The organism is Candidatus Binatia bacterium, from assembly GCA_036382395.1.
GTDB lineage: Bacteria > Desulfobacterota > Binatia > HRBIN30 > HRBIN30 > JAGDMS01.
Genome location: DASVHW010000288.1, coordinates 1 through 22,890 on the forward strand (window position 1 = coordinate 1; position 22,890 = coordinate 22,890).

The 22,890-nt window shown below is 62.9% G+C and carries 22 protein-coding genes, 1 tRNA gene and 1 other RNA gene; 21 read left to right on the forward strand and 3 right to left on the reverse strand.

What is annotated here, in order from left to right; translation table 11 throughout:
- Nucleotides 1-367: hypothetical protein (locus tag VF515_13475; GenBank protein ID HEX7408647.1), on the forward strand; the 367-nt coding region annotated here is incomplete at its 5' end.
- 145 nt (nt 368-512) lie between these two features.
- Here the strand turns inward: VF515_13475 and gshB are convergent.
- The 3 genes from gshB to prmA form a co-directional block, all read right to left on the reverse strand.
- Nucleotides 513-1,469: a glutathione synthase gene (gene gshB / locus VF515_13480; protein ID HEX7408648.1), complete on the reverse strand. Its 957-nt coding sequence runs from the start codon at nt 1,467-1,469 to the stop codon at nt 513-515.
- An 89-nt stretch (nt 1,470-1,558) separates the two neighbouring features.
- On the reverse strand, nt 1,559-2,293 hold the full coding sequence (locus VF515_13485; GenBank protein HEX7408649.1) for a 16S rRNA (uracil(1498)-N(3))-methyltransferase: 735 nt from the start codon (nt 2,291-2,293) through the stop codon (nt 1,559-1,561).
- Nucleotides 2,290-3,138 (reverse strand): 50S ribosomal protein L11 methyltransferase, encoded by an 849-nt coding sequence (prmA, locus tag VF515_13490; protein ID HEX7408650.1) that lies wholly within the window; start codon nt 3,136-3,138, stop codon nt 2,290-2,292. Before prmA ends, VF515_13485 begins: the two co-directional genes overlap by 4 nt.
- A 110-nt stretch (nt 3,139-3,248) precedes the next feature.
- Here prmA and VF515_13495 point away from each other — a divergent pair, with 110 nt between their 5' ends.
- The 20 genes from VF515_13495 to ftsZ all read left to right on the forward strand — a co-directional run bounded on the left by VF515_13495 (nt 3,249) and on the right by ftsZ (nt 22,876).
- Nucleotides 3,249-4,001, forward strand: a complete 753-nt coding sequence (locus VF515_13495) for a glycerophosphodiester phosphodiesterase family protein (GenBank protein HEX7408651.1) — start codon at nt 3,249-3,251, stop codon at nt 3,999-4,001.
- A 111-nt stretch (nt 4,002-4,112) separates the two neighbouring features.
- Nucleotides 4,113-4,310: a 30S ribosomal protein S21 gene (gene rpsU, locus VF515_13500; GenBank protein ID HEX7408652.1), complete on the forward strand. Its 198-nt coding sequence runs from the start codon at nt 4,113-4,115 to the stop codon at nt 4,308-4,310.
- 39 nt (nt 4,311-4,349) lie between these two features.
- Nucleotides 4,350-4,856 carry a CvpA family protein gene (locus VF515_13505; protein ID HEX7408653.1) on the forward strand — a complete coding sequence of 169 codons (507 nt, stop codon included), beginning with the start codon at nt 4,350-4,352 and terminating at the stop codon, nt 4,854-4,856.
- Between the two features lie 7 nt (nt 4,857-4,863).
- Nucleotides 4,864-6,642, forward strand: a complete 1,779-nt coding sequence (gene dnaG / locus VF515_13510) for a DNA primase (protein ID HEX7408654.1) — start codon at nt 4,864-4,866, stop codon at nt 6,640-6,642.
- Between the two features lie 100 nt (nt 6,643-6,742).
- Nucleotides 6,743-6,817 (forward strand) — tRNA-Ile (locus tag VF515_13515).
- 28 nt (nt 6,818-6,845) lie between these two features.
- Nucleotides 6,846-7,592, forward strand: a complete 747-nt coding sequence (locus tag VF515_13520) for a C4-type zinc ribbon domain-containing protein (GenBank protein HEX7408655.1) — start codon at nt 6,846-6,848, stop codon at nt 7,590-7,592.
- 15 nt (nt 7,593-7,607) lie between these two features.
- An RNA gene (gene rnpB / locus VF515_13525) (RNase P RNA component class A) lies at nt 7,608-7,971 on the forward strand.
- A gap of 135 nt (nt 7,972-8,106) precedes the next feature.
- Nucleotides 8,107-8,547: a division/cell wall cluster transcriptional repressor MraZ gene (gene mraZ / locus VF515_13530; GenBank protein ID HEX7408656.1), complete on the forward strand. Its 441-nt coding sequence runs from the start codon at nt 8,107-8,109 to the stop codon at nt 8,545-8,547.
- 2 nt (nt 8,548-8,549) lie between these two features.
- Entirely contained in the window at nt 8,550-8,927 is a 378-nt protein-coding gene (locus tag VF515_13535; protein ID HEX7408657.1) for a hypothetical protein, read from the forward strand.
- The gene (locus tag VF515_13540) at nt 8,924-10,852 is read left to right on the forward strand and encodes a penicillin-binding protein (GenBank protein ID HEX7408658.1); all 1,929 of its coding nucleotides are present in this window, start codon (nt 8,924-8,926) and stop codon (nt 10,850-10,852) included. Before VF515_13535 ends, VF515_13540 begins: the two co-directional genes overlap by 4 nt.
- A 4-nt stretch (nt 10,853-10,856) precedes the next feature.
- Nucleotides 10,857-12,293 (forward strand): UDP-N-acetylmuramoyl-tripeptide--D-alanyl-D-alanine ligase, encoded by a 1,437-nt coding sequence (gene murF / locus VF515_13545; protein ID HEX7408659.1) that lies wholly within the window; start codon nt 10,857-10,859, stop codon nt 12,291-12,293.
- Nucleotides 12,293-13,369, forward strand: coding sequence for a phospho-N-acetylmuramoyl-pentapeptide-transferase (gene mraY / locus VF515_13550; GenBank protein ID HEX7408660.1), 1,077 nt, complete (start codon nt 12,293-12,295; stop codon nt 13,367-13,369). The genes murF and mraY overlap by 1 nt, the downstream gene beginning before the upstream one ends.
- On the forward strand, nt 13,366-14,703 hold the full coding sequence (gene murD / locus VF515_13555; protein ID HEX7408661.1) for a UDP-N-acetylmuramoyl-L-alanine--D-glutamate ligase: 1,338 nt from the start codon (nt 13,366-13,368) through the stop codon (nt 14,701-14,703). The genes mraY and murD overlap by 4 nt, the downstream gene beginning before the upstream one ends.
- The gene (ftsW, locus tag VF515_13560) at nt 14,700-15,836 is read left to right on the forward strand and encodes a putative lipid II flippase FtsW (protein ID HEX7408662.1); all 1,137 of its coding nucleotides are present in this window, start codon (nt 14,700-14,702) and stop codon (nt 15,834-15,836) included. The genes murD and ftsW overlap by 4 nt, the downstream gene beginning before the upstream one ends.
- A gap of 8 nt (nt 15,837-15,844) precedes the next feature.
- Nucleotides 15,845-16,909: an undecaprenyldiphospho-muramoylpentapeptide beta-N-acetylglucosaminyltransferase gene (gene murG, locus VF515_13565; GenBank protein HEX7408663.1), complete on the forward strand. Its 1,065-nt coding sequence runs from the start codon at nt 15,845-15,847 to the stop codon at nt 16,907-16,909.
- A 1-nt stretch (nt 16,910) separates the two neighbouring features.
- Nucleotides 16,911-18,317: a UDP-N-acetylmuramate--L-alanine ligase gene (gene murC / locus VF515_13570; protein HEX7408664.1), complete on the forward strand. Its 1,407-nt coding sequence runs from the start codon at nt 16,911-16,913 to the stop codon at nt 18,315-18,317.
- A gap of 20 nt (nt 18,318-18,337) precedes the next feature.
- A complete protein-coding gene (murB, locus tag VF515_13575) occupies nt 18,338-19,267 on the forward strand; it encodes a UDP-N-acetylmuramate dehydrogenase (GenBank protein HEX7408665.1) in 930 nt (309 codons plus the stop codon).
- Nucleotides 19,264-20,106 carry an FtsQ-type POTRA domain-containing protein gene (locus VF515_13580; GenBank protein ID HEX7408666.1) on the forward strand — a complete coding sequence of 281 codons (843 nt, stop codon included), beginning with the start codon at nt 19,264-19,266 and terminating at the stop codon, nt 20,104-20,106. The genes murB and VF515_13580 overlap by 4 nt, the downstream gene beginning before the upstream one ends.
- Before the next feature lie 131 nt (nt 20,107-20,237).
- Entirely contained in the window at nt 20,238-21,476 is a 1,239-nt protein-coding gene (ftsA, locus tag VF515_13585) for a cell division protein FtsA (GenBank protein HEX7408667.1), read from the forward strand.
- Nucleotides 21,477-21,625: 149 nt separating this feature from the next.
- Nucleotides 21,626-22,876 carry a cell division protein FtsZ gene (gene ftsZ, locus VF515_13590; protein ID HEX7408668.1) on the forward strand — a complete coding sequence of 417 codons (1,251 nt, stop codon included), beginning with the start codon at nt 21,626-21,628 and terminating at the stop codon, nt 22,874-22,876.
- Nucleotides 22,877-22,890 lie beyond the last annotated feature (14 nt).

The following is a 22,890-nucleotide window of genomic DNA, read 5'->3' on the forward strand; positions in this document are numbered from 1 at the left end:
CATCACCACCGACTTGACGCTGGTGCCATGCACGGAAGATTTCATGCGGCAGGTAGGTGGGTCGGCGTCGGTGCAGTACCTGGTGTTCAACGAATTCGAGCAACGGTTTTCGACCAGCAAGCCGGTGAATTGCTTCTCGGAGATCCAGCTTTGCAACATCGACACACCGCAGTGCCGGCGCTCGATTTTCAACGTGAACGTCGCGGGTACGCTGACCGGGCAGACGCGTATTAGCCCGAGCGGCAGTGGCCTCCTTGGAGTGGCGATCGAGAGTCACACTCCGTCATCGGGGCCTGCCCGAAGCGCAGCGTTCAACTTGCATTTCAGTGGATCAAGGGACAACGCAGACACGATCACGCTTTTCTAGCGAAGGGAAGGTTCTCGGATCGCATTGAGAAGGCGGGGTGCCGATTGGCACCCCGCCTTTTTTTGTTGGTGCAGGGTTATATGGCCGGCGTTATCCGGAGGGAATCGCCGGGTGAACCGCAATAAAGGTGCGGTCTTCAGTTGCTTTAGCCCGGCTGGCGGCGGATGGCAGTTTCCACAAAGTCGATGACAGTACTCTCTAGCGCCGTCTTGTTGAGGGCATTGATCTCCTGTATGCCCGTCGGGCTAGTGACGTTTACCTCGGTGAGATAGTCGCCGATGATGTCCAACCCGACGAAGTAAAGGCCATCCTCCCGCAGACGGGGCGACAGGGTGTGGGCAATGAGCCGGTCCCGGGCGGTGATGTCGGCCGGGATACAGGTGCCGCCGACGTGGATGTTACCTCGATGCTCGTCCTCGCGCGGTACCCGCAGTGTGGCCCCGATCGGATCGCCGTTCAGGAGCAGCAGGCGTTTGTCGCCCTGTCGAATCTCTGGCAGGTAGCGCTGGCCCATGATGGGGCGGCGCCCGTTATCCGTCGATATCTCAAGCAGAGCGTTCAGATTCCGGTCGTTACGGCGCAGGTGGAAGATGCCGGCGCCGCCGCATGCGTCGAGGGGCTTGATGATCATCTCGCCACCGAGTTCATCCATGAATGCCTTGAGCCGCGCCATCTCGCAGGTGACGATGCTCGGTGGGATGACCGTAGGAAAGTTGAGGGCGTAGAGTTTTTCGTTGGCCTCGCGCAGACCGCGCGGATCATTCAGGACGAAGGCTCCGGAGGCCCGCGCTAGGCTGAGAATATAGGTGGCAAAGATATAGAGGAGATCGACGGGAGGATCCTTGCGCATGAAAACGGCGTCGAACCAGGTGAGTGGCTCCGTGCGCTCCTCGAGCAGCTGATAGTGAGGGGTTGCGCGAGCGACGGTTGCCCGGCGGAAGCGGGCCTGCGGTACGCTGTTGGTTACGAACAGATCCGCGACGTTGCAGTAGTATACCGCGTGCCCGCGCGCCTGACTCTCCAGCATGAAGACGAACGTGGTGTCGTTGTCAGGCAGCACGCGCTCGATCGGATCCATTACAAACAAGAGGCGATGGGCCATGTGGGCGTATGCTACGAGTCAAATGCCGTTGCTGCAAGCAGGACCGAAGGCGGGGCGGTGGCTCAGTTAGCCCGACGCTGGAGCAAGGTTCATCGCTCGCTCCGGCTCAAATCGCCCCAGAGGAATTGGCAGAGGGTGACGGCGGCGAGCGCGGCGGTCTCGGCTCGGAGGACACGCGGGCCTAAGCTCAGGAGTTGGAAACCGGCGGCGGCTGCCCGTTCCGCTTCTGCCGTGCTGAACCCCCCTTCCGGGCCGATCACCATGAGCACCTCGTGCGCTCCCGGGTGCCGTTCCGCGCTGGCCACACTCCGCGCAGGATGTCCCTCCCAAAAAAGCAGGCGGAGCACTTCGCGGCGAGACAGGAGATCATCAAAGCAGATGGGTGCGCCAATGGGTGGTACCGTGCTGCGCTGGCACTGCTTGGCGGCACTGCGCGCAATGCGCTGCCAGCGTTCTTGCCGATCGACGGAAGGATGGCCGAGGCTGCGTTCGCTGGTGAAGACCAGCAATTCGCTCGCTCCCAACTCAGTGGCCTTTTCGACGACGAGATCCATCTTGTCGGCTTTGAGCGATGCTTGGGCGAGAACGAGGTGTAACGGCGACTCCCGTTCCGGCAGTTGGTTGGGACTTAGACTGATGACCGCATGGTGTCGATCAAGAGCCACCACAACCCCGTGCCGTTGGTGGCCGCGTCCGTCGCTCAGAATGAGATCACTCCCGATCCGTAGTCGCCGTACGCGTAGATGCCGCAGCTCCGGGCCGGCGAGAAGCGCCTGCGTGCCCGTCAGCGTCTCGGGACTGACCAAGAATCGTGGTGGCGTCACCGTTGCGCTCTCTGCTCCAATGCCAACGTCAGCCAGCCGGCCTCCTCGTAACGTTTGCTGATCTCGAAACCCAACGCCTCATAAGCGCGATGGACGCGATGCTCGTCGCTGGTGAACAGCCCAGAGCAGATCAAAAGGCCTGTTGGAGCGAGGAGCCTGGCGAAGCGGTCCGCCAATTCCTCCAGAAGGTTTGCGAACAAGTTTGCCGTGAGCAGGTCGAAGGCTCCCGGCACCGCATCTATTTCCGACGCGAAGTGAATCTGCTCTTCTACGCCGTTACGGGCTGCGTTTCCTGCGGCAATCACCACTGCCAGTGGATCGATGTCCACGGCCCACACCTCCGGCACTCGCAGTTTGGCCAGCGCAATGGCGAGGACACCCGAGCCGGTCCCGACGTCCAGCGCCCGTCGGATCGATCGCTGTTCTGTTGCCCAATCGAGCAAACTCAAGCAACCGCGGGTGCTGGCGTGCTGGCCGGTGCCGAACGCCATTCCAGGCTCGATCACGACAGCGACACGATTGGGTGGCGCTAGAGCGTCCCAGGGTGGACAAATATACAGGCGATTCCCGATGGCTTGGGGGTGAAAATGCAGCTTCCAATTCTGCGCCCAGTCTTCTTCGGCGATTTGCTGGACGCGAACGGTTGCGGCGTCGAGCGGAGAGCCGAGGTCGGCGCAGAAGCGGCGTAGGGATTCAAGCGGGGGCGCGGCCGCATAGTAGGCCATGAGGTACACTTTACCCTCACGCTCTTCGAGCTGAAGTCCCGGAGCGCCGCTTTCGGTCAGAAAGTTCGCGACCGCGTCGCTGTATTCCTGCGAGACCTCCACCCTGAGTTCGTACCACATCGCCGGCATGGCTCCCTATGACATACGGCGGGAGGCCTAAGCAATCTAACCAAGAGGCCACTGCGCCGCATCGGCTTGACCGCAAACAGGGCGTCCTCTATTCGTCGCTTATGGGACGAAGCTGGCTACGCATCGCGCATCGCGGCGCGTCGGGCAGTGCGCCGGAGCATACGCGCTGCGCCTTTGAGCGTGCGCTCGCTCTGGGCGTCGATATGATTGAACTCGATGTCCAGCTGAGCCGAGACCAGGAGTTGGTCGTCCTGCACGACCGTGAGTTGGAACGGACCACCACCGGGACCGGCCTGGTGCGCGACCATGATTTCCCCGACCTCATGACCTTGGATGCGGGGAGCTGGTTTGCGCCTGAGTTCGCTGGCGAGCGCGTGATGAGCCTGCGTGAAGTCGTGCTGCTCGTGGCTGATCGAGCCCGTCTGAATGTCGAGATCAAGGCACCGCCGCAGGACTGGCACGTTCTGGCGAAGGAGCTTACGACATTGCTGCGGCGCCAGGGACAGCTCCACAGAACGGTCATTTCCAGCTTCGAGCCCGGGGCGCTACAGGCGCTCCGCACCCAGGCGTCCGACGCCAGGCTGGGGCTGCTCTGGCAAGGCCCTGATTTCACCGAGGCGTGGCGCTGGTTGCGCGAGTTGCATGCGGCCTCAATCCACCCGCATTGGCTGCTGGTGAGAGAGGATTTCTTGTGCACAGCGCGTCAGCATGGTGTTCAAGTGCTCGTGTGGACCGTCAATGAGGTGGAAACCATGCGAGAATTGGTGCGGCGCGAGGTCGATGGCATTATCAGCGACTTCCCTGAGCGTTTTCGGCTCGTTGCTGGCCCGGCGCTGGAGGTCGGAACGGCTTGACTCTGGCATCAAAAGAACTAAAGTGACCGAGTTTGACGCCCCAGGTCACAGTATTCCGCATAATTTCGGTGGCGTGCGTCCATCCCATATGGGGAGGGGGGTGAGGGTTGCATGGCCGGGGTCCGAGTAAAGGACAACGAACCTATCGAAAGTGCAATTCGGCGTTTCAAGAAGCTGTGTGAGAAAGCTGGTATTTTGGCGGAGTTGCGGAAGCGCGAGCACTACGAAAAGCCCAGCGTCAGGCGGAAACGGAAGGCGCTGGCGGCGAAGAAGAGATTTTTGCGTCGGGTGGCACGCAGTGCATACTAGGGTGAAGCCAGCGTCGCCTGGGCCAGGTCGAACAGCAGCATGAACGGTGTTGACCTGGCCCTCGCTTTTCTGTTGATGCTCTGCGCCCTTCGCGGATATTGGCGTGGCTTTTTCCGGGAGAGTTTCGGATTGTTGGCGCTGGTCGGGGGAATTGCGGCGGCTATCAAATTCGCCTCGCTCGGCGCAGGCATGGCGCAGCACCACCTTCGGCTCCCGCCGCCGGTCGATGCCGGAGTAGCATTCGTTGCGATCTTTGTTGCCGTCCATACCGGCGTGAATTTCATCGGGGTGCTCCTGGATCGTCTGACCGCTGCCTTGTTCTTGCGGGGCATCAATCGGCTCGCCGGTGCAGCTCTCGGTGCCGGGAAGGGCGCGGCAGTCCTCGGCCTGATCCTGCTCTTCTTGCACTTGTTCCCTGTCGTTCCGGAACTTGACGGGCAGATCATGAGTTCTGCGATCGGCCGTCCGTTGGTGAACGCAGCCGGTAATGCGGTGCGCTACGGACTGCAGTCCACGGCGCAGCCGGATACATCGAGGAAGACGTAGGCGAGCGATGGCCGGCAAAATCCCCGACGAGACTCTCCGGACGATTCGAGAACGGGTGAGCATCGTTGAGGTGGTATCCGGGCATGTGAGCCTGAAGAAGGCCGGCCGCAACTATCTCGGCCTCTGCCCGTTTCACGCAGAGAAGACGCCTTCGTTCAACGTCAATGAGGAGCGCGGGCTGTTCCATTGTTTTGGCTGCGGGGTGGGCGGAAACGTCTTTCGGTTCTTGATGCTGGCCGACCGCATCGAATTCCTTGAAGCGGTAGAAGTGCTCGCGCGTCGCGCCGGCGTGACTCTCCCGAAGCGCAATGAACTTGGGAGCACGGGTGAGCAGCACGACCAACTCATTCGGTTGAATGAACTGGCACAACGCTGCTTTCGAGATGCGTTGCAGTCGCCCCAAGGCTTGGTGGGCCGTCAGTACCTCGATAAGCGTGGCCTCAGCCCGGCGACAATCGAACGCTATGGCCTCGGTTTTTGTCCGGCCAATGGTTCGGGATTGTCAAAGATTTTGACCCCGAAACCGGTGGCGACGCAAAAGGCCATCGAACTCGGGTTGCTCGGACGACGAACGAATGGGACGATGTACGACCGGTTCTGGGGAAGGGTGACGTTCCCGATCCGCGACGGCAGCGGTCGCATTGTCGGTTTTGGCGGGCGCACGCTTGGCAGCGATCATCCCAAATACCTCAACTCGCCTGAATCGCCGTTGTTCAGCAAAGGCCGAGTCCTCTATGGGCTGTTTGAGGCACGGCAGGCGGTGCGGGACGCCGAACGCATACTCATCGTCGAGGGCTATCTTGATGTGCTAGCGCTCGTTGAGGCGGGGATTGGTTACGCCGTTGCAAGTCTGGGCACGGCACTGACCTTGGACCAGCTCAGACACGCAAAGCGCTTCGCTGGCGAACGAGCAGCCGTCGTGGTGTGCTTCGATAGTGACCCCGCTGGAAAGAAGGCTGCGGACCGGGCCTTTACCGTTTTCAGCGCTTGTCTTCAGACGGGGGTGTGGGGGCTCGCCGCCTTTCTACCAGAGGGATTCGATCCCGATAAGTTCGTTCGGACGCATGGTGCTGCCGCGACGCTGTCGATCCTGGAGAAGGCAGGGCCGCTGTGGGAATTTTTCCTGCAACGCCATGATCCGGGCTCGGATGCCACCGTGCCTGAGCGCGTCCGCGCTGCTGAGGAGATCAAGGCAGTCATAGATAATATCCGTGATAATTACCCCACGCAGTACAGTATTCTGGCGACACAGGCGGCGCAGCGCCTGCGGATCGACGAAGCGTCCTTTCGTCAGATCCGATCGGTGTCTCTGACACGAAAGCCGGCGCCAGCCGGCGACAAAGTCGAACCCCTAGCGGCGTTTCGGTCTGAAGAAGCCACCTTGATCGTCGCCATGGCATTGGACCGTGAGGTGGCCATGCGGGTGTCGCACCGGAGCGTGCTGGATGCGTTTAGCAGCCACGCTCTTGCCGATGCCGGCCGCGTGTTAATCGCGGCCTGGGAGCGCGATCACGACTGCGCTGGGGTTATCGATCAATTGCCGTCGTCTATCGCGGAGCAGGTCACCGCCGGATTGCTGGGCAAAGGACCTCTGGCGACCGGCGACCGCCTTCAAGCGGCCAAAGACTGCATCGAGCGCATCGAACGGCGCGGGCACGGAAGGGAGGCAAAGGCGCTGCTTGCCACCCTGCGGCAGGCTGAGGCCAGCGGCGACGATGCGCGCTACCGCGAAGCGCTGACACGGAAGAATGCGCTCCTTCGGCGAAAGGAAATTGATGATAATTGAACCGGAATCGTTAGGGAGTGACGAGGAGCGCTTGATTTCTCCGCTGGATGCTGCCATCAGCATGGGGCTGATTGTGTTACCGGCGTGTGAACTGCGCCACGGGCCCATAGCTCAGCTTGGTCAGAGCCGCCGGCTCATAACCGGTAGGTCCCAGGTTCGAATCCTGGTGGGCCCACTGGATTTAAATGCCGTGGAAGAACGCCTTGAGTGAGTCTGTAGAAACGCCGATCGATAGGTTAGCCGCACTGCAGGAGATCGACTGCGGGCTGCGCGAGAAGACCGAGCTGGCTCAGAGCCTCGAACGCGAAATGACCGAGTTCGAAAACGAGCTGGCACTGCAGCGCGAGCGGACCGGTGCCGCGCAGGCGGAGCGTGATGCGGTCGACGCTCGCCGCCGTGAACTCGAGGCGCACCTCGAAGACGAGGAAGCCAAGATGACAGACCGCCGCATGCGTCTGAACCGCGTGCGCAACGAGAAAGAGCTCCAATCCATTCGGCGCGAGATCGAGATCGGAAAAGAAGCGAACCAGCAGACCGAAGAACAATTGCTGGCCATTTTTGAGTCTCAGGAGAAGTTTAACGCCGCGGCGAAGGAAGCCGAGACGCTTCTGCGTGAACTCGAGCAGACCGGGACGGCCAAGGTCGCCGAGCGGCGGGTGCGTATCAGCCAGCTGAAAGCCGAGGTAGAAAGCCAGCGTGAGGGCCGCGCCCGCCTGGCGGCCACCCTGGACAGAAACCTCCGGAAAAAATATGAACAGATCTTCGAACGACGCGGCGGTACCGCCGTAGTCGAAGTGCGCAACGGAACCTGCCTCGGCTGTCACATGAATCTGCCCCCGCAGTTTTTCAACGAACTGCAGCGTACCCGCGAGGTACGGCTATGCCCGAGCTGCCATCGAATCTTGTTCTGGCGGCCGGAACGCCTAGACCAGGCAGAAACACCACGCTAAACTCTGATTTGGGCTGGAGGAGGTCGGGCGGTCGCCTGCGCTGGCAAAACCAGCACGGGAGGAAAGTCCGGACTCCATAGGGCAAAGGTGGCCGTTAACGGCGGCCCCGAGTGATCGGGGGAAAGTGCCACAGAAAAGAGACGGCCTCCGGCACGGCCGGAGGAGTCGGTGAAAAGGTGAGCTGTATCACCAGCAGGTCCGGTGACGGACCTGCTCGGTAAACCCCACCTGGAGCAAGACCGATAGGAGGGATGCGTTGCCCGCGCAGCCTCCGGGTATGTCGCTAGAGTCGGCCGGCAACGGCCGACCCAGAGGAATGACCGCAGACCTTCCCTAGTAGGGGAGGTGACAGAATCCGGCTTATAGACCACCTCCAGCCCGAATTCCCCTTTTTCCCCCAACCGTAGCTTTTTTCTTGACAGGTCCGCCGCACGGGCCTATAGTTCGCCGGGGTGGTGGGAAGAAGTGGGGTAGAATGGTTTAGGAGGACATGTGGTGGGGTATGTTCCGCGGAATGTTTGAGCATACCATCGACGAGAAAGGGCGCGTGAGTGTGCCCGCGCGCTTTCGCGAATTTCTGCAAGCCACAAACGACGACCGCGTCGTCATCACCAATTTCGTAATGGCTTCCGTGCGTTGTCTGGACGTATACCCGTATGCCGTTTGGCTGCAACTTGAGGAGCGGTTGCGGGCAAAGCCGCAGTTCAATCAGCGTGTCATGCGATTCCAGAATTACTACTTTGCCGCCGCTCACGAATGTACCCTCGACAGGCAGGGACGGGTTCTCCTGCCGCCGACTTTGCGCGACTACGCCGGGCTCACGAAAGACGTCGTCTTTACTGCGGCCCTAGAGAAGTTCCGCATCTGGGATCGCGACCAATGGCAGCGGGTATTTGGAGAGGCCGAGCAGGACATCATGGAACGGCCTGAGGACCTGAACGAACTCGGGATTTGAACATGTTACCGCTGTCGCTGGGACGGATCGCAACGCTGGGCACCGAACGTAAGGACGTCGAGGAGTCTGTTGTCTGGTTCAAACCAGCGAACATCGCATCCGCTACGAGTTCGGAGCTGCGGACGCTGATCACCTGGTTGGGATGTTTCGTTGCCTTGGGCGTGTTGATTGCGCTGGGCCACGTGTGGCTGCGCCTGAAAGTCGTCGATCTCGGATATCAGGTGGTCACCACGCGCCAGTTGATCGAGAAGCTTGCGCAGGAAGAGCACGAGCTTACCATCGACATCGCAACCCTCGAGGCGCCCGGTCGTGTGGAGGAGGCGGCGCGGCGCCTCGGGATGGCACGGCCGGAAAAGGGCCAGGAAGCCGCGTTGCCATGAAACCTGGAGCGTTGCGCATGCGCATCGCTGCCACGGCGGGCGTCTTCTTTATGCTCTTCGTTGTCGCGCTGGCGCGGGCGTTCCAGCTTTGTGTGATCGAGGGGGCCTCGCTCAAAGAATTGGCGGGCCGGCAGCATCGACAACGGGTTGCGCTGCCGCCTGAGCGCGGTCCCATCGTGGACCGCCACGGCGACCTGCTGGCGCTCACGGTCGAATCCGCTGCTGTCTATGCCCGTCCCCGCGCCTTGGAGCAAAGCGGCACAACGATTCCGGCCCTCTCTCGAGCGCTGGGCGTGGCGCCTGCGTTGGTTGCCGAAAAGATCAAGGCGCCAGAACGCTTTGTGTGGTTGCTACGGAGCGCTACTCCGGAGCAGGCGGAAGCGGTCGGAGCGTTGGGGCTGCCGGGCGTTGGAAGCGAGTCCACACGACGGCGCTTTTACCCCCGCGGAGATCTCGCTGGCCAGGTGGTCGGATTTGCCGGCATTGATTCCCAGGGTCTCGAAGGCGTCGAGTTGGCGTACGATCACGATCTGCGGGGCGCGCTAGAATCGCTGAGTGTGGAACGTGACGCGCGTGGCCGACGCATGCTCACCGAAGGCGCATGGCAGCCCTTGCCGCGCCAGGGTGCCAGAGTAGAGCTGACCCTGGATGCGAACCTGCAACAGGTGGCCCAAACCGAACTGCAATCGGCGGTCGCTGCGCGTCGCGCGGCTGCTGGCGTTGCCGTGGTCATGGATCCATCGACGGGCGAGATCTTGGCCTTGGCCAGCGTTCCTACTTTCGACCCGAACCAAGTCTCTACCGCGACGGCGCACCAGTGGCGAAATCGCGTCATCGCCGACTCCTACGAACCCGGTTCGACCTTTAAGGGCATCTTGGCGGCGGCTGCCCTTGAGGCCGGGGTGGTGGGCGTGGAAGACCGCATCTTCTGTGAGAACGGACGCTACGCCATCGGGCGTCGGGTCGTTCACGATCACGAACCGTATGGGTGGCTGACTTTCGCCGACGTGATAAAGCATTCGAGCAACATTGGCGCCGGCAAGGTTGGCGAGCGCCTTGGAGCGGAGCGCTTCGGCAAGGCCATCAGAGACTTCGGCTTTGGCGAGACGACCCGAATCGATCTGCCTGGGGAAGTGCCCGGCCTGCTTCGACCCGCTCAGCAGTGGGGGCGGATCAACCTGGTCACTATTAGTTTTGGTCAAGGTATCGCGGTGACACCGATGCAGTTGCTCCGCGCCTACGCGGCCATTGCGAACGGCGGAAAACTCATGCGGCCGTATGTCGTCCGCCGCATCATCGCGCCGGATGGTGCGGTGCTGCGCGAAAACAGGCCAGAGGTGGTACGCCAGCTGATCTCGCCGCGAACAGCGGCCGTGGTGACTGGACTGCTGCAGGGTGTGGTCGAGGGGGGCACCGGGACCCAGGCGCGCATCGATGGCATCCCGGTTGCCGGTAAGACCGGTACGGCGCAGAAAGTGGAGGCCGGCCGATACTCGGCGCGCGACCGGATGTCGTCCTTCATCGGATTCGTACCCGCAAATGCTCCGCGCTTCGTCATTCTGGTGGTTATCGATAGTCCCAAGACGGTCACATATGGGGGGATCGTCGCCGCCCCGGTCTTTCGGAAGATCGCGGAGTACGGAGTGGATCGCCTGGGGCTCCGCATCGCGTCGACATCAGCGTCGGTCCCCGAAGCGCAGCCGGCAAAGGCGCACTTGGTGAGTTGGAATGCGACCGATGCTGACCGCGGTATGCCGAGCTTCATCGGGCTGAGCATGCGCCAGGCGCTGATCCAAGCGGATCACGCTGGTTGGGAAGTGCAGACGCAGGGCTCTGGCTTCGTGGTGGAGCAAGACCCCCCGCCGGGTGCGCAGACCGCGAAGAGCAGAAAACTCGAACTGCGATTTGGCTCAGCAGCCGGCTGACGCTATGACCATATCAGCAATTGCCAAGCAGGTGTGCACCACGTCGATGAACTGGACCTTGCAAGACGTCGTTGCCGCCACGGGGGGAACTGCGATCCCCGGGGCGTCCGATCGGCTCTTCAGTTCGGTGACGACCGACTCCCGCCATGTGGAGCCGGGCGGGCTGTTCTTCGCATTACGGGGGCCCCAGCATGATGGCCACGATTTTGTACCGGAGGCCGTCCGCTTGGGTGTCGCCGGCGCGGTGGTCGATCATCGGATCAATCAGGTATCCGCAACTCAGGTGTGCGTGCCGGATACTCTCAAGGCGCTGGGTGATCTAGCGCTCTGGACCCGTCTGCGCAGGCCCGTTCAGGTGGTTGCCGTTACCGGCAGCAACGGCAAGACCACGACCAAGGAAATGATCGCTGCGATCTGCGCCGCCGCTGATCCTCCACCGCCACGGACGCGGATCTTGAAGACGGAAGGGAACGAGAACAATCTGATCGGTCTGCCCCGTACGGTGCTTCGCCTGCGTGGTGACGAAGCCGTCGCCGTGCTGGAAATGGGCATGAATCGACCCGGCGAGATCGCGCGTCTGACGGAGATCGCACGGCCCGATTACGCCGTCATCACGAACGTCGGACCTGCGCATCTGGCAGGCTTCGGGGGCAGTATCGCTGGTGTGGCGGCCGCGAAAGCGGAACTCTTTGCCGGTCTTACCCGGGACGCGGTGATGGCCGTCAATGCCGACGACGAGTGGGTGCGAAGGATGGCGACGCCGTTCCAGGCCCGCAAGGTCACGTTCGGTACGGAGGGCGAAGTGCGTGCCCGCGCCGTGGCGGATTTTGGAACCGACGGCATCGCGTTTGATCTCGTCATTGCGGGCCGAGCCAGCCGAGTGCGCCTGCATTTCGTCGGACACCATAACGTGGCCAACGCCTTGGCGGCGGCGGCGATCGGACATGCGATGGGCGTCAGCCTCGAGGTGATTGCCCGCGGCTTGGAGAGCGCCTTCGTCACACCGATGCGGATGCAGGTTGCACGCCTGCCGAACGGCGTGACCGTGATCAATGACGCATACAACGCAAACCCGTCCAGCGTGGAGGCCGCCTTGATGGCGTTGCGACGCTTTTCCGGACGGCCAGTGGTGGTGTTGGGGGAGATGTGGGAGCTGGGCGACGAGGCCCGGCGCGCTCACCGTTTCATCGGCGAGCGCGCCGCGGCCCTCGGCGTGCAACAGCTGTTCTTGCTCGGGGCGCAGGCCGACGCGGTGGCGGACGGCGCGCGCGCGGGCGGCATGCACCCGGACGCGATTCATGTCTGCGGCTCCCATGCCGAGGTGGCGGAAGCGGTGGCGGCCCGATGGCAGCCGGGCGACATTGTGCTCGTCAAGGGATCACGCGGCATGAAGATGGAAGAGGTGGTGCGGCTGCTGGAAAGAGCGAGGAGTATGCCGTGATGCTGTATCACCTCCTGTACCCGCTCCACGGGGCATACTCTCTCTTCAACGTCTTTCGATACATAACTTTCCGTACGCTGATTGCCGCCATCACCTCATTGCTGATTTCCTTTCTCCTCGGACCGTGGCTCATTCGGCGTCTGACGGCGCGGCAGATCGGACAAACGATCCGTCCGGACGGCCCACAGAGCCATTTGTCAAAAGCCGGCACCCCGACGATGGGGGGTACGCTGATCCTCTTTTCATTGGTACTGACGACGCTGCTGTTGGCGGACCTCACCAATCTCTATGTCTGGCTTGCCGTGGGAGTCACCATAGCCTACGCCATCATCGGCTTCGCCGACGATTATCGGAAGCTTCGGCGTGGTCACGCCCGCGGTCTGAGCGGGGCTGCCAAGTTGTTTGCCCAGTTCGGGGTGGCCCTGGTAGCCGGATTGCTCTTATTCTGGAAGCATGACTTCAGCACCGCCGTGTTCTTCCCATTTGTCAAAGAACTGCACCCCGATCTCGGTTGGTGGTACGTCCCGTTCGCGGCTGTCGTCGTGGTGGGTACTTCCAACGCTGTGAATCTCACCGATGGCCTCGACGGCCTGGCGATCGGGCCGGTGATGACCACCGCGTTCACTTACGGCGTTTTTGCCTACGTGACCGGGAACGTGAAGCTGGCGGAGTACCTCCAAATTCCTTATGTCCACGGCGCCGGGGAATTGGCCATCTTTTGTGGCGCCTTACTCTGCGCTGGCCTCGGTTTCCTGTGGTTCAATGCCTATCCCGCTGAGATGTTCATGGGGGATGTCGGCTCCCTGCCATTGGGCGCGGCGCTCGCCATCGTGGCACTGGTCACCAAACAGGAAATTGTCTTGGTGATCGTCGGCGGCGTTTTCGTCGTCGAGGCGTTGTCGGTGATCTTTCAGGTTGCGTCGTTCAAGCTCCGCCAGAAGCGCATCTTCCGCATGGCGCCGATCCACCATCATTTCGAGCTGCTGGGTTGGCCCGAACCGCAGATCATTGTGCGCTTTTGGATCATCTCGATCATCTGCGCCCTGTTGGCGCTCAGCACTTTGAAGTTGCGATGATGCTCAACGTTGCCGGTCAGCAGTTTCTTGTCATCGGTGCGGGCAAAACAGGCCAGAGTGTCGCGGCCTTCCTGGCGCGGTACGGAGCGCGCACCCGCCTGGTTGAACGAACGGCCGAGGCGCTGGCGCGGGCGACGCTGCCTGCCGGGATCGAAACCAGCGTGGGGGACAGCACTGAGGATCTGCTGCGCGGCGTCGACGTGGTCATCCCCAGCCCAGGGGTGGCACGCACACACGGGCTGCTGCGTCGCGCCGTCAGCCGCGGTGTGCCCGTCATGAGTGAGATCGAACTGGCGGCGCGCGTCCTGGCTTGCCCGATCTTGGCGGTGACCGGCACCAACGGGAAGAGCACCACCACCGTACTCCTTGGCAACATGCTGAAAGAGGCGGGCTTGCGGGTGTTCGTAGGCGGTAACCTCGGCACGCCGTTGATTGACGCGTGTGCGGCGGAGCAGGAGTTTGAAGCCGCCGTGGTCGAGGTCTCGAGCTTCCAGCTGGAGTGGGTGTACACCTTCCGACCTCAGGTTGCCCTGTTGCTGAATATGACCCCGGACCACTTGGACCGCTACCCGAACATGGATGAGTACCAGCGTGCCAAAGCCGCGCTCCTGGCGGCACAGCAGCCGGGCGATGTTGCGGTGTTGAACCGCGATGACCCGTGGGTTTGGGAACAGCGCCGCAGGACACGGGCGGCGACGATTTCGTTCGGGCGCGAACCGGTCGAGTTCGGCAGCTTCGTTGACGGAAACGCGATCATCTACTGGGGCCCGGATCCTCTGCCGCGCAGGTTCGCGCTCGATGCCGTGATGTTGCAGGGTACGCACAACCGCGAAAACATGATGGCGGCGGTCACCGCCGCCGCGATCTGGGGCATCCCGGACGCCGCCATTCAGCGAGCCCTGGAGAACACTCGCGGCTTGCCGCATCGCCTCGCGCTCGTCGGTGAGCGCGACGGGGTGTGCTTCTATGACGATTCCAAAGGAACGAACGTCGGCGCCATGGAAAAATCGGTGGCGAGCTTCAGCGGCAACGTCATCCTGCTCGCCGGCGGCTACGACAAGGGCGGCGACTTTACGGCACTGACCCCGTTGCTGCGGACCCACGTCAAACATCTGGTGCTGTTCGGCGCTGCGGGACCGACGATCCACGCGCAGCTGGGTGACGCGGTTCCAGCCTCCACCGTGCCCGACCTGGCGGCAGCGGTTCGTACCGCCGCTGCGCACGCCGGTCCGGGCGACACCGTGCTCCTGTCGCCGGGGTGCGCGAGCTTTGATGAATTCACCGACTATGCTGCCCGTGGCAGACGCTTTCGGGAACTGGTGGAGGCGTTATGAAGATCGCGCAGCTTGACAGCCTGCGGCAACGCGTCGTCATGCCGCGCCTGAATCGGCCAGATCTCTGGTTGCTGATTGCGGCGGCAGGCTTGACGGGGCTGGGCATCGTGATGGTCTTCAACGCCAGCTATTTCTTCGCACAAGATCGGTACGGAGACCCGTTGATTTTCTTCCGCAAACAGCTTTTCGCGCTCGGTTGCGGCGCTGCGTTGCTGTTGATCGTCTCGCACCTACGCCTGGAATGGTTCGAGCGCATCGCGTACCCTGCGTTCATTCTCATCATGGTGGCCCTGGCGCTGGTCTTTGTGCCCGGCGTGGGCCTGACCCGCGGCGGAGCGCGCCGATGGATTGGTATCGGCCCGTTCAGTTTTCAGCCGTCCGAATTCGCCAAGATCATTGTCGTTCTCTATCTCGCCCGTTCGATCGCCCGCAAACGCGAGCGCATGACGGAGTTCTTCACCGGCGTTGTGCCGCACCTGGTCGTTGTCGGCCTGTGTGCGCTGTTCGTCGTCGTCCAGCCGGACTTCGGCACGGCGGCGATCTTGGTGCTGGTCTTGGTCCTGATGCTGTACGGGGGCGGGGCCCGTCCCGCGCATCTCATGGGTCTGGCCTTGACCACGCTGCCGGTGGTGGGCTTCGCGCTTGTCCGGGCACCGTACCGTTGGCGGCGCATCCTCGCTTTCGTCGACCCATGGCGATATAGCCAGGACATTGCGTTTCAGCTGGTCCAATCACTCATCTCCTTCGGCTCCGGAGGGCTCACGGGCATCGGCCTGGGCGGGAGCAAACAGAAGATGTTCTTCTTGCCGGAAGCACATACGGATTTCATCTTCGCTTTGATCGGGGAGGAGCTCGGTTTGGTTGGTGCGCTCGCCGTGCTGGCGCTGTTCGCGGTGGTTGGGATACGCGGGTTCCGCATTGCCCTCCGCCATCCGGATCCCTTCGCCAGCATGCTAGCTTTGGGCCTTACCCTGGTGATATTGTTGGAAGCAGTGGTCAATGTTGGGGTGGTGCTGGGGCTGCTGCCTACGAAGGGGCTCGCGTTACCCTTCTTGAGCTATGGTGGATCCGCCTTGATCGGCACGCTGGTGCAGATCGGTATTCTCGCATCATTGTCGCGGGTGACTGGCTAGGAATGCGTATGATCGTTGCGGGGGGTGGAACCGGCGGACACCTCTTCCCGGGCTTGGCCGTGGCGGAGGCCCTGGCCGCGCAGGAGGATGCAAGCATCCTTTTTGTTGGCAGCGCCTACGGCTTCGAAGCGAGAGCTCTGCCCCGGACGCGTTTCTCCTTTCGCGCGCTCCACGTGCGCGGTGTGCGCGGGCGTGGCGTGCGCGGGGTGCTGGAGTTCGTCTGGCGGTTACCGCTGGCGGTGCTTCAGTCATGGCACATCGTCGGGACGTTCCGGCCGACACTGGTTCTCGGGCTTGGTGGATATGGCTCGGTGCCCGTCGCCGTGGCGGCATGGCTGCGTCGCATCCCTCTCCTCCTGCTCGAGCAGAATGCGCACCCGGGTCTGGCGAATCGGGGGCTCGCCCGCCTGGCCCGCAAGATCTGTACGACCTACGCGGAGAGCGCGCATTTCTTCCCCGCTGGCAAGGCCGTGCACACCGGCAATCCGGTGCGCCAGCTCTCCTGCGCCCGAGGCCCATCGCCGGAGCACTTCACCATTTTCGCCTTCGGCGGCAGCCAGGGCGCGCACGCCATCAACTGTGCCATGGCCGGCGCGGCGGCGATCCTCGCCAAGCAAGTCCCCGGGCTACGCATCCTGCATCAAACCGGCGCGGCGGACCTGGAGTGGGTGAAGCGGCGGTACGAAGAATTGGGTGTCGATGTCGAGGTGTTCGAGTTTGTGCGCGACATGGGTGATGCCTACGGGCGTGCTGACCTCGTCGTCTGTCGTGCCGGGGCGACGACTCTCGCCGAGCTGAGCACGGTGGCGAAGCCGTCCATCCTCGTGCCGTACCCATTTGCTGCAGATGACCATCAGCGGATGAATGCCGAGATTCTGAGAGACCGCGGTGCGGCGGAGATGATCGTGAACGCCGAGTTGAGTGGGGAGAGACTGTCGGCTTGCGTACTGGCGCTGGCGCGCGATCGCGAGCGGCTGCGGACCATGGGGACGGCGGCCAGGAGCCTCGCGGTGCCCGATGCGACCGACCGGGTGGTGACGGTGTGCCGGCAGGTCGAGGCAGGGGAGAGATGAGATGAGTCCGCTATTCAAGCGATCGCGCCATATCCACTTCGTTGGCATTGGTGGCGTCGGGATGAGCGGCATCGCCGAGGTGCTGCTGCACCTGGGACACGTCATCACCGGTTCGGATAGCACGGAGAGTGAGGTCACCCGCCGCTTGGTCCGGCTCGGTGCGCAAGTGACCCACGGCCATCGTCCGGAAGCGGTTGACGCCAGTGTCGATGTCGTCGTGATCTCATCAGCGGTCAAGTATTCGAACCCGGAGATCGTGCGGGCGCGGGCGCTGAAGATTCCGGTGATTCCGCGCGCCGAGATGCTGGCCGAGTTGATGCGGATGAAATGGGGCATTGCGATCGCCGGCACCCACGGCAAGACCACCACCACGTCACTGATCTCGACCGTTCTGAGCCGCGCTGGCCTGGATCCTACCGTGGTCATCGGTGGCAAGGTCCACTCGCTTGGCAGCAACGCCCAGCTCGGCAGGAGTGACTTGATGGTCGCCGAAGCCGATGAGAGCGACGGGACGTTCCTGTTGCTGTCGCCGGCCATTGCGGTGGTGACCAACATCGATCCGGAACACCTCGATTACTACGGCGATATGGACCGCGTGCGCTCTGCTTATCTCGAGTTCATCAATCGCGTCCCCTTCTTCGGTGCCGCCGTGTTGTGCCTCGATGACGTCACCATCCGGGCCTTGCTGCCGCAGGTGCGCAAGCGCGTCATCACCTATGGCACCAGTCCGGATGCCGACTTCGTGGCGCGCGACCTTTCGGTCTGCGGCATGGAAACTCGTTTTCGCGTCGAACGCGCGGGTGAGGCACTCGGCGACCTGACCGTGCGGCTGCCCGGACGGCATCACGGGCTGAACGCGCTGGCGACGCTCGCCGTGGCCACCGAGCTCGATGTGAATTTTGAGACCGTTCGGGACGCGCTGGCGGAGTTCGGCGGCATTCACCGGCGCTTCGAGGTGTGCGGCGAAGCCGGCGGCGTCATGGTGGTCAGCGACTACGGTCACCACCCGGCGGAGATCCGTGCCACGCTGGCCGCCGCGCGCGAAGGCTTTGGACGCCGGATCGTCGTGGTCTTCCAGCCGCACCGCTACACGCGCACGCGCGACCTGTTCGGTGACTTCCTCGACGCCTTCGATGCGGCGGATCAGTTGTTCCTGACCGAGATCTATCCGGCGGGTGAGGACCCCATCGATGGGGTGACCGGCGACGTGCTGTACTACGCCCTGAAGCGGCGCGGCCATCTGGATGTGTCGTACGTTCCGGACCATCGTGGCCTGGTCAACGCCGTGCAGCCGCAGCTGCGTCCCGGGGATCTGGTGGTGGTCCTCGGCGCCGGTCCCATTCACGAGGTTGGCGATTTGCTGGTACGTGCGCTGTCGGGAAGCCAGGCGGCGTTCACCATGCAGTGAAAGGGCGAGGCTGAACCGCGGTGGTGGACGATCTACAGCGACAGGCATTGCGGCAAGCTTTTGGAGCACGGGTCCGTTTTGACGAGCCGCTCAGCCGGCACGTATCGTTTCGCATCGGAGGGCCGGCGGATGTGTGGGTGGAGGTGGGCGATGCGATGGAGATCCGTCGCGTGCGGGCCTTCGCCGCCGCGACGGGTCTCCCGCTTCTTGTCCTCGGCGGCGGCACCAACGTCCTGGTGAGTGACCGCGGCGTACGCGGCGTCGTCTTGCACCTGGGACGGCCGCTTGCGTCCTTGCAGTGGCGCTCGAACGGCAGAGGTCAGTATGCCCGCGCCGGTGCCGCTCTTCCCCTCAAGCGGCTGGTGACCGAATCAATTGCCCGCGATTTGGCGGGGTTGGAGTTCGCCGAAGGCATCCCCGGTACCGTCGGCGGCGGGCTCTTGATGAATGCCGGCGCCTTTGGTGGCGAAATCGCCAACGTGGTCGAGTTCATGGAAGGGATCGATGTAGCCGGCGAGGTCCAACGCCTGCCCCGCGACGAACTGCACTTCGGGTACCGCCGCTTTGATCTGCCTCCGGGCTTCATCGTTACGCACTTGGAATTCTTGCTCAGCCCTGGAGATGACGCCGCCATCCGGGCCAAGCGTGCCGACGCCAAACGCCGGCGCGAAGCCCATCAGCCAGTCGGTTATCCGAACGCGGGATCGATCTTCAAGAATCCTCCGGGGCACTTCGCCGGCCATTTGATCCAGGAAGCCGGGATGAAAGGCCTCCGGCGTGGCGGCGCCATGGTTTCGCACCAGCATGCGAACTTCATCGTCAATGTCGATGGGGCCACGGCCGCCGATGTGCACTGGTTGATGATGGAGGCTGCGCGCCGCGTGTGGGAAACACACGGCGTCCGCTTGGAGCCGGAGATTCGCCTCCTTGGCGACTGGAGCGAGGCATGACCAGTCGCACCCGCCGCGCCAGGAAGAATCGTTCGTGGCGGCCGCGCATCATGGACAGCCGACTGCGGGGTGTCCGGCGATCCATCCTGGCCGCAGGTTGCGGGATCACCTTGGCTGCGGGTCTCTGGTACGGCGTGCCGTCCGTGGTCCGCCTAGCCAAGTCCCATCCGTATTTCATACTGACGACGATCCAGGTGGATGGCAACCGGCGCCTCAGCCGGCGTGAGATACTGCAATGGGCCGGCGTGGGTGAGCGCACCAGCATTTGGGATGCAACGCCCGCCATCGTGGGATTACGGCTGCAGAGCCATCCTTGGATTCAGCGTGTCAGTGTTGGGCGGGAGTTTCCGAACCGATTGATCATCGGTGTCGAAGAGCGCCGGCCGGTGGCGATCGTACGCCTGGAGGAGCTCAACTATGTCGATCGCAGGGGTCGCATCCTGGGCCCGTTGCAGGATGGCGACAGCCGGGATTTCCCGCTGATTACCGGACTGGAGAATGCACAGACGGCGGATTTCAGGCCCATCGGCGTTCACCGCGCCCTGCGGTTCCTGCACCTGTGCGAACGCCGGATTTGTTTTGATGCGGTGTCCGAAGTGCATGTGGATCGAAATCAAGGCATTACCGTATTTCCCCTGCGCACGGCGGTGGCGGTGGTGTTGGGGTGGGGAAGTTGGGGTGAGAAGCTCGCGCGCTCGGCGCGCGTCTTTGCAGCTTGGGGAGGACAGGTGGGGCGGTTGGCAGCGGTGGATGTGTCCTTCCGCGACCTCGTCGTTGTGAAGCTGCATGAGGAACGCCACCCCGCCGCCGTGCGCTCTCAAAAGGGCGTGCGCGTGTGAGAGATCATGAGCCGGGCTCGGAAAAGCGTGAATTGTGTTTGCGGAATATGATATAAGGGCGGGAACGGAGAGTGGTGGGGTGGCGAGCACGACTCACTACTCACGATTGACGAGGGGTGGCGGTTAGGGGGATGGCAAAGAAGTCGGAACTGCTCGTCGGACTCGACATCGGCACATCGAAGGTGGCGGCGGTGGTGGGCGACCTCAACGACGGCGTGCTGTCGATCGTCGGTATCGGCTCGGCCCCGTCTGATGGGCTGCGTAAGGGGGTGGTGGTCAACATCGAAGCCACCGTGCACGCCATCGAACATGCCCTCAAAGAGGCGGAAGTCACAGCCGGCTGCGAGATCCACAGCGTGTTTGCGGGCGTCGGCGGGGGGCACATCAAAGGATTCAACAGCCACGGCGTCGTCGGCGTGAAGAGTCCGGAAGTCAGTCAGGCTGACGTTGACCGGGTGCTGGATGCGGCGCGTGCTGTCGCCCTGCCCGCCGACCGCGATATTCTGCACGTCCTGCCGCAAGACTTCGTCCTCGACGGGCAAGACGGCATCCGCACCCCCGTCGGCATGTCCGGTGTACGCCTAGAAGCGCGCGTGCACATCGTCACCACCGCGACCACCTCGGCGCAAAACGTCATCAAGTGCTGCGAGCGCACCGGCCTCCACGTCGCCGACTTGGTTCTCGAGCCCTTGGCGGCGGCTGAAGCGGTGCTGACGCCGGAGGAGAAGGAACTCGGGGTCGCGTTGGTCGATTTGGGCGCCGGTACCACCGATGTGCTGGTGTTTCATCAGGGCGCACTACGGCACACTGCGGTGCTTTCGCTCGGCGGCAACCACGTGACTAACGATATCGCTGCCGGTCTGCGGACGCCCTTTCGCGATGCCGAGATCCTCAAGCAACGTAACGGCTGTGCACTGGCGCGTTCGGTCGGCCGCGAGCAGACCGTCGAGGTGCCCAGCCTTGGGGGGCGCACGCCACGCCTGCTTTCCCGGCACATGCTGAGCCAGATCATCGAGGCCCGCGTCGAGGAGATCTTGACTTTGACGCGCCATCAGATCGCCAAGTCCGGATTCGACGAAGGCCTCGGCTCGGGAATCGTGATTACCGGTGGAACGGCGGTGCTGGAAGGCGTCATCCCGCTGGCGGAACAGGTGTTCCAAAGCCCCGTGCGCATCGGCACGCCGCTGAACCTCAACGGTAACGGTGAAGGAGGGGCAGAGGCCGTCAATAGTGCCAGTTTCGCTGCGGCGGTGGGCTTGGTGCACTACGGTGCGCGCCCGCGTGATCACCTCCCGGTCCGGAGCGACGACTCCCGCTTCGTTGGTAAGGTGCGACAGCGGCTCAGGGGCTGGGTCGAAGCGTTCTTTTGATGGCAGCGCAAAACCGAAATTTGACGGTTGAAAGTGAATCGCGAAAGGTACAAAATCGCCCGTAACGCAGCGCGCGAAAGCCGGTCTGGCTGTCAACGATCGCGGAATGATGTTGACCGCTGGCGTAAAGTTGTTGGGAGGAGGGGACGATGATTGAGCTGGTGGGACGGAGTGAGGTGTTGGGAGCGCGCATCAAGGTGATAGGCATTGGTGGCGGCGGCGGCAACGCGGTCAACACCATGATCTTCTCGGGCCTGCCCGGCGTGGAATTCATCACCGCCAATACCGATGTGCAGGCGCTCGGGGCCAGCCTGGCTCCAACCAAGCTCCAACTGGGGGCGCAGTTGACCAAAGGCTTGGGCGCAGGCGCAAACCCCGATGTCGGACGCCAGGCGGCGCTCGACGACAGCGAGATCATTCGTGACCACCTCGGCGGTGCGGACATGGTGTTCATCACCGCCGGCATGGGCGGCGGCACGGGTACCGGCGGTGCGCCGGTGATTGCCCGTATCGCCAAAGAGCAGGGCGCGCTCACGGTGGCCGTGGTCACCAAGCCCTTCCAGTTCGAGGGCAAGAAGCGCATGCGGCAGGCGGATGAAGGCATGCAAGAACTCAAGGATGCCGTCGACACGTTGATCGCCATTCCCAACCAGCGCCTGTTGGCCATCGCCGGCCGTGATACCTCCCTGCTCGATACGTTCAAGAGGGCCGACGACATCCTGTTGCAGGCGGTGCGCGGCATTTCCGACCTGATCACGGTGCACGGACTGATCAACCTCGACTTCGCCGATGTCCGTACGATCATGGCGGAGATGGGGATGGCCATGATGGGTGCCGGCAGCGCCAGCGGCGAGAACCGCGCGGTGGAAGCGGCGCAGAAGGCCGTCTCCAGCCCCCTGCTCGAAGACATCTCCATCCATGGTGCCAAGGGCGTGCTCATCAATATCACCGGCAGTCACGATCTGTCGCTGCACGAGGTCAACGAGGCCGCCACGTTGATCCAGGAGGAGGCGCATGAGGACGCCACCATCATCTTTGGCGCCGTGATCGATGAGCAGATGGGTGACGAGATCCGCATCACGGTAATCGCCACCGGGTTCGGCGATGCCCAGCGCGAAGTGAAGCGGCCCGGATACAGCCTGCCCAAGGAGCCCGTCAGCAACAGCACGATGCGCCCCATTCCGGCACGCACCGTCGCGCGTGACCGCGACCCCGGACGCCCCGTCGTCCATCTCGGTACCATCATCGACGACCTGGAATCACCGAGTTTCCAGCGCCACCGGTCGGGAACGGAACGCGGCAACGGCGCCGAAGAACGGGCGGAAGAGTTCACCATCTCTTCCGAGGAAAACGAGGATCAATACGAGATCCCCGCTTTCCTGCGCAAGAACGCGATGTAGGGTCTCTCTTCGGC